This is a genomic window from Paenarthrobacter sp. OM7 (assembly GCF_029873575.1).
Taxonomy (GTDB): Bacteria; Actinomycetota; Actinomycetes; order Actinomycetales; family Micrococcaceae; genus Arthrobacter.
The window spans coordinates 617,658-629,545 of sequence record NZ_CP123579.1 but is presented as its reverse complement, the minus strand read 5'-3'; the positions used below and the strand labels follow the sequence as shown (position 1 = coordinate 629,545).

8 protein-coding genes are annotated in these 11,888 nt (G+C 62.6%); all 8 read right to left on the bottom strand.

Going from position 1 to position 11,888, the window contains the following annotated elements; all coding sequences use genetic code 11:
• Positions 1 to 3 precede the first annotated feature (3 nt).
• Positions 4 to 1,533, bottom strand: coding sequence for a multiple monosaccharide ABC transporter ATP-binding protein (gene mmsA / locus QEH68_RS03035; RefSeq protein ID WP_207596105.1), 1,530 nt, complete (start codon positions 1,531 to 1,533; stop codon positions 4 to 6).
• A gap of 126 nt (positions 1,534 to 1,659) precedes the next feature.
• A complete protein-coding gene (gene chvE / locus QEH68_RS03030; protein ID WP_311211442.1) occupies positions 1,660 to 2,784 on the bottom strand; it encodes a multiple monosaccharide ABC transporter substrate-binding protein in 1,125 nt (374 codons plus the stop codon).
• Positions 2,785 to 3,177: 393 nt separating this feature from the next.
• A complete protein-coding gene (locus tag QEH68_RS03025) occupies positions 3,178 to 5,460 on the bottom strand; it encodes a gluconokinase, GntK/IdnK-type (RefSeq protein WP_280626367.1) in 2,283 nt (760 codons plus the stop codon).
• Complete coding sequence (gene manD, locus QEH68_RS03020; protein ID WP_089593517.1) at positions 5,450 to 6,679, bottom strand: D-mannonate dehydratase ManD; 1,230 nt, start codon at positions 6,677 to 6,679, stop codon at positions 5,450 to 5,452. Before manD ends, QEH68_RS03025 begins: the two co-directional genes overlap by 11 nt.
• A 35-nt stretch (positions 6,680 to 6,714) precedes the next feature.
• Positions 6,715 to 8,085, bottom strand: a complete 1,371-nt coding sequence (locus QEH68_RS03015; protein ID WP_280626366.1) for a mannitol dehydrogenase family protein — start codon at positions 8,083 to 8,085, stop codon at positions 6,715 to 6,717.
• Positions 8,082 to 9,488: a glucuronate isomerase gene (gene uxaC / locus QEH68_RS03010; protein WP_280626365.1), complete on the bottom strand. Its 1,407-nt coding sequence runs from the start codon at positions 9,486 to 9,488 to the stop codon at positions 8,082 to 8,084. Before uxaC ends, QEH68_RS03015 begins: the two co-directional genes overlap by 4 nt.
• Positions 9,489 to 9,586: 98 nt before the next feature.
• Entirely contained in the window at positions 9,587 to 10,642 is a 1,056-nt protein-coding gene (locus tag QEH68_RS03005) for a LacI family DNA-binding transcriptional regulator (RefSeq protein WP_207596101.1), read from the bottom strand.
• 76 nt (positions 10,643 to 10,718) lie between these two features.
• Positions 10,719 to 11,885 carry a Gfo/Idh/MocA family oxidoreductase gene (locus tag QEH68_RS03000; protein WP_280626364.1) on the bottom strand — a complete coding sequence of 389 codons (1,167 nt, stop codon included), beginning with the start codon at positions 11,883 to 11,885 and terminating at the stop codon, positions 10,719 to 10,721.
• Positions 11,886 to 11,888: the final 3 nt, after the last annotated feature.

The window sequence follows — 11,888 nt, the reverse complement described above, 5'->3', positions numbered from 1 at the left end:
TCGCTATTCCTTCTCTTGGGTCATGTAGTGCATGAGGGTTTCCTGGGTGGCTTCGGCGATGGGGACTTCGCCGGTGATGTGGCCTGCGGACAGGGTATAGATCCTGTCGCAGATGCCCAGGAGCTCCGGAAGCTCAGAGGAGATCACAATGACTGCTTTCCCCGCGGCTGCCAGCTCGGCAATGATGGTGTAGATCTCAAACTTGGCGCCGACGTCGATTCCACGGGTTGGTTCGTCCAGGATCAGGACGTCCGGGTCTGAGAACATCCATTTGCTCAGCACTACCTTTTGCTGGTTTCCACCCGAGAGCTTGCCCGTGATGGCAGCAACGGAGGGAGCTTTGATGTTCATGCTCTGGCGGTAGTGGTTGGCTACGGTGGTCTCTTTGTTGCCGTCCACCCAGCCGCGCTTGGCCAGCTTGTTCAGTGCGGCCATGGAGATGTTGCGCTTGATGTCCTCGATCAGGTTCAGGCCGTAGTGCTTCCGGTCCTCGGTTGCGTAGGCGATCCCGTGTTCGATGGCATCGGAAACGGTGGAAGTGTTGATTTCTTCCCCGTACTTGTAAACCTTGCCCGATACTGCCCGCCCGTACGTCCGGCCAAAGACGCTCATGGCCAGCTCGGTCCGACCGGCACCCATGAGGCCTGCCAGCCCTACAACTTCACCCTTGCGTACGTTCAGGCTGGCATTGTTCACCACCATGCGGGAATGGTCCTGGGGATGCTGGACAGTCCAATCCTCGATGCGGAGGACTTCCTCGCCGATATTGGGAGTCCGGTCCGGATAGAGGCTTTCAAGGTCGCGGCCCACCATTCCACGGATGATGCGTTCCTGCGTGATCTGGCCCTGATCCAGCCGCAGGGTCTCGATGGACTTGCCATCGCGGATGATGGTGACGGCGTCTGCCACTTTGCGGATCTCGTTGAGTTTGTGGCTGATGATGATGCTGGTGACGCCCTGGCCCTTGAGGTGAAGGATGAGGTCCAGCAAGTGGTCTGAGTCTTCATCGTTCAGCGCCGCGGTCGGCTCGTCCAGAATGAGGAGTTTGACCTCTTTGGACAGTGCCTTGGCGATCTCCACCAGTTGCTGCTTGCCAACACTGATGTGCTGGATGGGGGTCACCGGATTTTCACTGAGGCCCACCCGGGCCAGCAGCTTGGCGGCTTCCAGATTGGTCTTCCGCCAGTCCACCCAGCCGTTCCTGGCCAGCTCGTTGCCGAGGTAGATGTTCTCGGCGATGGACAGGTACGGGCTCAGGGCCAGTTCCTGGTGGATGATCACGATGCCGCGCTTTTCGCTGTCCGTGATGCTTGAAAATTCGCAGGGTTCGTTCTCGAAAAGGATGTCGCCGTCGAAAGTGTTGTGGGCGTAAACGCCGGAGAGCACTTTCATGAGGGTGGACTTCCCGGCGCCGTTCTCACCACAGATGGCATGAACCTCACCTCGGTTGACGTCCAGGGTGACGTCCTGCAGGGCTTTTACCCCGGGGAAGGTCTTGGTGATTCCTCGCATTTGAAGAATGGGTACGTTCATCGTCAATTCCCGCTGACTGGTTGGAACTTGGCCGGGCCGAGGACTCGACAGGCTCTGAGGGAGGCTGCGGTCCCGCCGCACTGCGCGCTGCAGCACAGGGCGGCGGGACCACAGACCGGGAACTACTTACTTGACGTCGGATTCCTTGTAGTAGCCCGAGTCGATGAGTTCCTTCTGGAAGTTGTCCTTCGTGATGATGACGGACTTCAGCAGGAAGGCCGGAACAACCTTGACCTTGTTGTTGTAGGTCTTGGTGTCATTGGTTTCCGGCTCGGTGCCCTTGAGGACAGCGTCCACCATCTTCACGGCCTGAGCGCCGAGCTGGCGGGTGTCCTTGAAGATCGTGGAGTACTGCTCGCCTGCGACGATGGACTTAACGGAGCCCTTTTCTGCATCCTGTCCGGTGACCACGGGAAGGCTTCCGGTGGAGTAGCCGCCGGTGCTGGTCAGGGCGGAAATGATACCGATGGAAAGGCCGTCGTACGGGGACAGAACGCCGTCCAGCTTGGTGCCGGAGCTGTAGGCCGAGGTAAGGATGTCTTCCATGCGCTTCTGGGCTACTGGTGCCTGCCAGCGCAGGATGGCTGCCTGCTCAAACTTGGTCTGGCCGCTGGGGACCTTCAACGTGCCTGCATCCAGGTACGGCTTGAGGGTGTCCATGGCGCCGGTCCAGAAGAAGTTGGCGTTGTTGTCGTCCGGGCTTCCCGCGAACAGCTCTACGTTGAACGGGCCCTTGCCCTCTACCTTCTTGCCGCTGGCGTCAACCAGGCCAAGCCCGGTCAGCAGCGAGGTAGCCTGCTGGACGCCCACGGTGTAGTTGTCGAAGGTGGTGTAGTAGTCCACGTTCGGTGTTCCGTTGATGAGCCGGTCATAGGCGATGACCTTGACGTTCTGCTCCTTGGCTTTGGCCAGGACGTCGGTCAGGGTGGTGCCATCGATGGCCGCGATGATCAAGGCCTTCGCGCCCTTGGTCAGCATGTTCTCAATCTGGGAAACCTGCGTAGGAATGTCGTCGTTGGCGAACTGAAGGTCCGTCTTGTAGCCGAGGTCCTTCAGGGACTTCTCCACGTTGGCGCCATCCGCGATCCAGCGTTCGGAGGTCTGGGTAGGCATCGAAATGCCCACCAGGGAATCGCTGGGGTTCGCGCTGCTGGTGGACTCCGCAGTGCCTCCACGGCTTCCGCAGCCCGTGGCTCCCACGGTCAAGGTCAGGACAACCGCTACGGCGCCCAGGAGTTTTTTCAATCTCACGATGCTCTCCTTCCGCGGCAGCATTGCCGCGAACTCTGATGCAGCCGGAGCATCTGCGCGTCCGGCACGGTAAAGCTGGGTGGCCTGTGTGCTGGGGGCGGCACATGCCGGTGAAAAGTGATGCGACTGCCATTGTGAACGCTAACAATACCGTCGGTCAAGTGCCGTGGATCACGAATTGATTGCAGACCCGGACCATCCCCGGAACTCTTGACTTGAAACGTTGTTAGCGTTCACAATTGGCCACTTCGCCCGCCTGCAACGTTCCGGACGGCAGGACCAAGCCCCCCGGGGGCAGGAAAAAGCCCGGCACCGCTTTGTGGGCGGTACCGGGCTGGGATCGCTCCTGGCGTGATGGCCGCAAGGAGCTCTTCCCTGCTGGGAACAGGGAAATCAGAGGCGGGTGTCGAACGAATCGCAGAAGACGTTCTGGTTGAACGTCCCCTGGAACCCGGACTTGCCCTGGATCTTTTGAATGGTCGCCCGGATGGCCTCGCGCGTTGCCGCGTGTGCGTGGATGGCGGTCTTGACCATGGGCACGTCAATCAAGTGGTTCGGCTGGTTCAAGGAGACAAACACCGTGGGAACCTCCGTGGCGTACCAAGGAATTTCGGCGGCCATGGGCGAGGACCACTTGATCCGAATGGAAGCCTCCTGTGCGAAACCCTTCACATTGGCGAAGACGAAAGCGGCGTCATACCGCTCCGCATAGTCGCCCGTGGCTTCCTCGGACAGGACCCGCATGAAGTTCATGCCGGCCTCCCCCGCAGCCTCGCGCTGTTCAGCGGTCCTGAAGACGCTGACCTCAAATCCTGCGGCTTCCAGCTCTTCCCGGACGGTGTCCAGGTAGGCCAGGGGATCGGCGCGGGTGAAGTCGGCGCCACCGGAGATGCCGTAGAGGCGGATCCGCGGATGCGTCCGAGGGGTGATGGGCAGGTTGCGGGCGGTGTCCTTCACCAGCGTGACGGTCTTGTCAGCAACGTCCGCAGCAATGGCACGGTGGGCCTCACTGCCGATGGCGGCCAAGGCTTCGGCCGACGGAACCAAGGATTCCCGCGACGCGAGGTGCAAGCCGAGGCTCGCCTTCAGGCCCAGGATCCGCCGCAGGGCATCCTGCAAACGCCCCTCGCTGATGACCCCGGACTTGTAGCCATCCAGCATGTACCCAAAGTCCTCCTCCGGGTTCCGGAAGAACAGGAACATGTCGCAGCCGGCCGCGATGGTCGCAGGTACAAGGTCGCGCCGCTTCATGGCCTGTGTCAGCCCCACCATGAGGGACGCATCCGTGAGGACCAGCCCATTGAAGCCCAGTTCGCCACGAAGCAGGTCCTGCAACAACTCAGGCGCCAGCGTGGCCGGGAGAATTTCAGCGTCCGACAAGCCTGGCCGGAAATGCCGGGACAGCTCGGGAGCGCCGATGTGGCCCACCATGATGGACTGCACACCGTGCCCGATCATTTCGCGGTACACGTGACCGTAGCTGGCGTTCCAGTCGTCATAGCCAAGGGTGTTGTAGGACGTGACTACGTGTTGATCACGTTCGTCAATGCCGTCCCCCGGGAAGTGCTTCATGGCGCAGACGGTGGGTGATTCGCTGATGCCGTCGAAGTATTCCTTGGCCCGCTCCACCACAATCTCCGGGGTGTTGCCGAAAGCCCGCGTGGAAATGACCGTGTTGCGCCAGTTGTAGTGAATGTCCACGATCGGCGCGAAGGCCCAGTTGCAGCCCAGCGCGGCAGTCTCGACGCCGGCCACCTGGCCCATCTGCCGCGCAATGGCCCTGTCCGGATGCGAGCCCGCCTGCAAGTGCGTGGAAACGAACGTGCCGTCGTCGCAACTGCCGGCGCCGCCCATCTCCGGATTGGACGCGATCAACAGCGGAATCCGGGTTTTGGACTGGGCGTAACGGATGTGTTCCTGCACGGCGGACGAGGGCCCTGGCCGGTACCGCATACCGCCCACGTGGAAGTTCAGCACGCCGTCAAGATATGCCGGGGAGTAATCGTTGTTGTGATTGATGAACAGCTGGCCGATCTTCTCTTCCAGCGTCATGGAGCCAATGGTGTTCTCCACCCACTGCACCGCGGCGTCATCCAGGTTGTAGGGAGCCGCTGCCAAATCCACCAAGTGCGGCCCGGCGTACGCTGCGGACTGGCCTGTCAGCGCGGCATGTACGTCATTCACGATGTCCTCCACGGGCGATGCGATGTCCACGACGATCCCGGCCTCGTCGTCGTCGAGCGCTTCCAACGCAGCCAGTTGCGAGTCCAGCAGCGAGGCCGGCATGAAGTGCCCGGGACGGGCAGTCATACGGGCATTCAGCAACTCACGGGTGCCGTGCAGGTGCACGAACACCACGGATGGATCGGCGCTGCGGATGATGTTCCGGTAGGAGCGCTTGAGCGCGCTGCACGCGATGACAAGAGCAGAGTTCGACGCCGGGAACCGCCTGCCGATCTCGGCCAGCCATGGTGCGCGGTCGTCGTCGTTCAGCGGAGTACCCGAGGCCATCTTGTCGATGTTCGCCTGAGGGTGCAGCGAATCGCCGTCGAGGAATTCAGCGCCAATACGGTCCGCGAGCGCGGCGCCCACGGTGCTCTTGCCGCAGCCGGCCACGCCCATCACTACGATGTGGTGGCGGTGCCCATCTTCAGAGCCGGCAGGTTTACCAGTCATGAACAGTGCCGTCCACGAGGCGGTTGTACGGCAGGTAGGCCTGCTGGTACGGGAACGCAGCGGCTGCTTCTTCATTGAATTCGACGCCGATACCGGGGTTGTCGCCCGGGTGCAGGTAGCCGTCCTTGAAGGTCATGGACTGCTGGAAGACCTCGTTGGTCTTGTCAGAGTGCTGCATGTATTCCTGGATGCCGTAGTTGTGGATGGCCAGGCCTACGTGCAGCTGGGCGGCGAAGCCCACCGGGGAGATGTCCGTGGGGCCGTGGAAGCCGGACTTGATCTGGTACTGCGCGGCGAAGTCCATGACCTTCTTCAGCGGTGAGATACCGCCGAAGTGGGTGGAGGCTGCGCGGACGTAGTCGATCAGCTGTTCCTTGATGAGGGTCTGGAAGTCATACACGGTGTTGAAAATTTCGCCGATGGCCAGCGGGGTGGTGGTGTGCTGGCGGACCAGGCGCAGCCCTTCCTGGTTCTCGGCGGGGGTGCAGTCCTCCAACCAAAAAAGGTCGTAAGGTTCCAGGGCCTTGCCGAGCTTGGCGGCCTGGATGGGCGTCATGCGGTGGTGGCCATCATGCAGCAGCGGGATTTCCGGGCCGAACTCGTTGCGCACCGCCTCGAAAACGGTGGGCAAGTGGCGCAGGTAGGCGCGGGTGTCCCAGTCTTCTTCCAACGGGAAGTTGCCGCGGCCGGCGGGCTCGTAGTCGTAGCGTTCGCCCGAGGCCTGGGCCTGGGCGGCAACACCATAGACGGCCTTGATGCCGGGGACGGCAGTCTGGATGCGGATGGACTTGTAGCCCAGCTCCAAGTGTTCGCGAACGGAGTCGAACAGCGACGGAATGTCAGCCCCGGATGCGTGGCCGTAAGCGCGCAGACCGTTGCGGGAAGCCCCTCCCAGCAGCTGGTACACCGGCAGGCCGGCAACCTTGCCTTTGATGTCCCACAGTGCCATGTCGACGGCGGCGATGGCCGCCATGGTGACGGGCCCGCGGCGCCAGTAGGAGCTGCGGTACAGGAACTGCCACGTGTCCTCGATCCGGTGCGGATCCTTCCCGATCAGCAACTGCGCAACATGCTCCTTGAGGTACGCGGCCACGGCGAGTTCACGGCCGTTGAGGGTCGCGTCACCGATGCCCGTCACACCGTCCTCCGTGGTGATGCGCAAGGTGACGAAGTTCCGGGACGGGCTGGTCACAAAGACTTCAGCGGCAATGATTTTCACAGCTTTTCCTTTCGGGATGTGGCTGGGTTGAAGGGTTAGGTTGGATTACCACTGATGGCAACCGGTTGCGCCTGTGTTGCGAATGCTTGGCCAAGCCGATGGACCAGTTCCACGACGGCGGGCTCCCCTGCAAGCCCGGCATCCAGTAACGACACCAGCGCAGCAATGCGGTCAAGGCCGGAAAGCTGGTTGGCATGCTCCACCTCCGACGCACGGGGATCCTGCAGGCCGGCGTTCGTTTCCACGTACGCGGCCCACACTGCGATCATCCGGGCCGCAGCTTCACCGGTTCGCCCTGCTGCGCGTTCGGCGCGGAGTACAGGGACGGCCCGCATGCGCAGTTTGGTGCTGGCATCCACAGCGATCTGGGCCAAGTGGTGTGCAATCCGGGAGTTGCCAAAGCGCTGCAGAAGCGCCTCCCTGTACTCGGGAATGCCCAGGTCGTCATTGGCAAGGTGCCTGGACGCTTCGTCCCAGAAATCTTCGACAGCCCGCAGGCATACGGGATCGGCAAGTGCTTCGGCCACCGTCGAGTGCCCACGCAGTTGCCCGGCGTAGGCCAGGATGGAGTGCGCACCATTGAGAAGCCAGAGCTTGCGGTTTTCATAGGGCTCGATGTCATCCACAAAGACAGCCCCGGCGTCCTCCCACCGCGGACGGCCTGCAGGGAAGTCTCCGCTCAGTACCCAGTTGCGGAAAGGTTCAGTGACCACCGGAGCGTCGTCCCGGTAGCCGCACTTTTCACTCACCAGGGCAACGTCATCCGCAGTTGTTCGGGGTGTAATCCGGTCAACTGACGTGCTCACGAAGCTCACGTTCGCCTCGATCCAGACGGCCAGGCCGCCGTCGAATTCTCCGGCGATACCCAGCACGCCATCCCGGGTGACGTTTCCGTTGTCCGAAAGGTTGTCGCACGAAACGACGGCCAGGGGGCCGGCATCGGCATCCTTACGCGCGGCGAGGCCCAGGACCAAGCGGCCCAACGGCGTCGCGGGCTCTTGGCCGGAAAGCAGCAGCGGGGCGTCGCCGGCACCGTGGCCGTACGCTGCCTCTGTGATGGTCAGGGTGACCACGGCGGTCTGCGGCGCGGCGACCAGTTCAACCAGCCGGCCAACGTTGGCGCCATCCACGGCTTCGACGATGCTGCCCACTACCTCAAAGGAGTCACCGGCGTCGGATCGCTCCACCACGGTAAACAAACCGTCCTGTCCGGCGAGGACATCAGCGGCGTCCGGTCGGCGTCCGGTGAAGGAGGCGATTCCCCACTCCCCCGCGTCGGCGGCGTGCTGCGTGTACCAGGCCTGGTGCGAACGGTGGAAGGCACCGAGGCCCAGGTGGACAATCCGGACCGGCGCCTTGCCGGCGGGGCGGGTCTCGCGGTTGAGACGCGGAAGCCCGGCGTTCACAGCTTGAACACCCTGCGCGGGGAGGAATCGACGACGTCGAGAATCAGCTCGTGCGCGCGGTCTTCAGTGACGCGGTGCTCGGCCACGAGGCGCGCGAGGAAGGCGGCTTCGATCCTGCGGGAGGCGTCGTGCCGTGCCGGGATGGAGCAGAAGGCGCGGGTGTCGTCGATGAAGCCGGAGGACCGCGAGAAGCCAGCCGTTTCGGTGACGGCGGAGCGGAAGCGCAGCATGGCGTCCGGCGCATCGAGGAACCACCACGGGGCACCGATGTACACGGACGGATAGAAACCTGCCAGCGGTGCCAGTTCGCGGGAAAAGACGGTTTCGTCGAGCGTGAAGAGCACCACGTGGAAGTCCTTGGCCGTACCAAAATCCTGCAGCAACGGACGGATGGCCTCGGTGTAGTTCACGGCGAACGGAATGTCGTGACCGGTATCGGCACCAAAGGACTCGAACGTAGGGCCGTGGTGGTTCCGGTACGAACCCGGGTGGATGGTCATGACCAGGCCGTCCTCCACGGACATCCGGGCCATTTGGTACATCATGTGGGCCTCGAAGGCGTCGCGGTCTTCCGCAGTTGCGCTCCCGGCACGGGCACGTTCAAAGAGCGTTTCTGCTTCCGCGGCATCAAGCTTGAGGGTGGCCGGGGTGCGGACGCCATGGTCCGCCGATACCGCGCCATGCTCTACGAAATAACGACGCCGGTTTTCCAGGGCGGCGATGTAGCCGGCGTAGCCGGTGGCGCCATCAGCCGCGGTCTCGATGAGGCGATCGACGTTGGCACTCCAGCTGGGGTGGGCCACATTCAGGTAGGCGTCCGGGCGGAACGTGGGCACGACGCGGCCATTGAAGCTCGGATCTTCGGTGAGTGCCTTGTGGCTGGCCAAACTGTCCAGCGGATCATCCGTGGTGGCGAGGACCTCGATATTGAAGTCCTTGAAGAGCTGCCGCGGGCGGAAGTCGGGTTCCACCAACTTGGCAGCAATAGCGTCGTAACTTGCATCTGCGGACATCTCACTGAGGTCCGCACCGAGTTTGAACACATCGTTGAACTGGGTGCGCAGCCAATATCCGGAGGCAGTGCCTTCGAAGAGCGGCCAGGCCTGGACAAAGGTCCGCCAGATCTCCCTGGACTCCGGGGCGGACGCGGTGCCTGCCAGCAGCTGATCCATCGGAACTCCGTTGGCGTGGATCAGGCGGGTGACGTAGTGATCCGGGCTGACCAGGAGCGCAGCAGGATCGGGGAACGGCGTGTTCTGCTCGATGACTGCGGCGTCAACGTGGCCGTGCGGGGAAATGATGGGCAGGTCCTGGACGCGCTCCAGCAAGGACCGCGCGATGCTGCGCGTCCCGGGATCTGCGGGCAGGAGCCTGTCAGGGTGTGCTGCGATGGACTGTGACATAGGTCAATCTTGGCGGTCCGGTCCAACTTTTGTCAACCGGTTGCCACAAATTGCCAACTAGTTGCTGGGTGGCCGCCCAGCACGGCCATTGGCGTTCCTCAGGTGGGCTGGACCAACAGCCGTCCACTGGAGCCGCGCACCACGAGCTCCGTTTCCACCCGGACAGCTTCGCCCGGGGCGTCCTGGCCTTGGAGCATGTCCAGCAGGATGGTCACGGCGCGGGTACCGCACTCTCCCAACGGCGAGCGGACCGTGGTCAGGGCGGGAGTAGTGAAATCGGCGCCAAAAATGTCGTCAAAGCCAACAATGCTGATCTGGTCCGGAACGCGCATGCCCCCAGCCTGCAATTCCTGCATCAAGCCAATGGCCAGGAGGTCGTTGTAGGTGATGACCGCCGTGGCACCGCTCTCCAGGACGTCGCGCGCAACTTGCCGGCCGCCGTCGACCGTTGGTTTGGACGACTCGAGGCGCACCGCGCTGAGCTTGGACCATTCGGCGGCGGCTTTGACGCCTTCCCAACGGCGGGCCGTCATCCAGGACTGCTTGGGGCCTGCGACGTACGCCAGCTTTTCGTGGCCATTGGCGGCCAAACTGCGCACGGCTTCGCTGATGCCCTTGTTGACGTCGGGAACAACGCAGGGCACACCTTGGATCTCGCGGTTGATGACGGCCACGGGTTTGTCCGCGGCCAAGGCGCGGATGTGGTCGTCATCCATGCGCGGGCTGGCCAAAATAAGGCCGTCCACCGTGCTGAGGAGGCGCCGGGCGGCGGTTACCTCAGTCTCCGGCGACTCGGCAGACTCAGCCAGAACCAACGTGTAATCGCGGGCTGAGCCGGTGGTTTCAGCGCCGCGGATGATGTCGAAGAACGTGGGGTTGGTGATGTCCGCGACGATCAAGCCGATGGTCTGGGTGCGGCCGGTGGGCAAGGCCCGCGCGAAGGGGTTGACCTGATAATTCAGCTCCGCTGCCGCATCCTCAATAATCTTCTGCGTCTTGGCGCTAACGCGGCCAGGCTTACTCAGGGCGCGGGACACAGTGGAGGGATTCACGCCCGCCAGCTTCGCGATGTCGTAGATCGTGGCAGAGGACTTCTCCCCCCGGCCTCGTTTGGTGGGCGTGGTTGCTGTTCCAATGCTCGTCACGTCAGTCACCGCTCCATCGTAGACCGCTTGGCAACAAAAAAGGCCGGTTGCCAAATAAATCAGCAACCGGCCCGTTTCGCGTTTGTTAGGAACGCTCGGGGAACTTGCCCTCTTCCGCGATGCGCTTATTGAGCTCATGCAGGAACTCGTCCTCATCAAAGTCCAGTGATACTTCCTTGCCGGTCCAGGCCGAGAGGTGGATGGCGTTGGCCAGGCGGACACCGTTGATGCCATCGGACCCCGGAGCCAGCAGCGGCGTCCCGTCCAGGATGTTGGCAGCGAAGTTCTCCAGGACACCTGCGTGCTGGCCGCCCCACACTGACTCGAACTCAATGACCTCGCTGGTGTACAACTCGTCGCGGTTCAGCTGGCCCATGAAGAGCTTACGGACGTCGTCCATGCCCATCGCATCGCTGATTTCCCGTTCCGGCTTGACCAAGCGGGTCACGGTGGCAACCTTGCTGCCCTCCACCACGATCTTGCCTTCGTCGCCAAGGATTTCGAACCGGTCCGTTCCCACAATGTCATGGGTGGCCGTGACGAAAACGCCAGTGGCGCCGTTGCCATAATCCACTACCGCGGTGACCTCGTCCTCGACGGCGATATCGCGGCGGAAGCCGAACGCCACTTTCGAGTACACGGACTTGGGGACGCCGCAGATCCACTGCCAGAGGTCCAGCTGGTGCGGCGCCTGGTTGACCAGGACGCCGCCGCCTTCGCCGCCCCAGGTGGCGCGCCATTCGCTGGAGTTGTAGTAGCCCTGGGGACGCCACCAGTTGGTGATGATCCAGTTGGTGCGCCGGATGCTGCCAATCTCGCCGTTATCGACGATTTCCTTGAGCTTCTTGTACAGCGGGTTGTTGCGCTGGTTGAACATGATGCCGAAGGAGAGCTCCGGTTTGGAGGCCGCGAACTCGTTGAGCTCCTTGACCTGCTTGGTGTAAACGCCGGCGGGCTTCTCCACGAGCGCGTGGATATTGCGCTTGAGTGTCTCGATGCCCATCTCCGGGTGCAGGAAATGCGGCACGCAGGTGACGATCGCGTCCACGGAACCGCTCTCCAGCATCGTGATGTAGTCGTCGAAGAACGGGACATCCGGGTACTGGGTAGCGGCCAGCTCCTTCTTGGCGGGATCGATGTCGCAGATGGCGGCGATCTCCATGTTCGGCACGAGGCCGTCGGCGATGAACTTGGCGTAAGCGCCGCCCTGTTGGCCCAAGCCGATGATGCCGAGGCGTACTTTCTTGCTCATGAC

What these genes read in the sequence shown, in the direction of transcription:
- QEH68_RS03025 (WP_280626367.1), bottom strand. Translation starts at nt 5,460, where the DNA reads ATGACTGGTAAACCTGCCGGCTCTGAAGATGGGCACCGCCACCACATC.
- uxaC (WP_280626365.1), bottom strand. Translation starts at nt 9,488, where the DNA reads ATGTCACAGTCCATCGCAGCACACCCTGACAGGCTCCTGCCCGCAGAT.
- mmsA (WP_207596105.1), bottom strand. Translation starts at nt 1,533, where the DNA reads ATGAACGTACCCATTCTTCAAATGCGAGGAATCACCAAGACCTTCCCC.
- QEH68_RS03000 (WP_280626364.1), bottom strand. Translation starts at nt 11,885, where the DNA reads ATGAGCAAGAAAGTACGCCTCGGCATCATCGGCTTGGGCCAACAGGGC.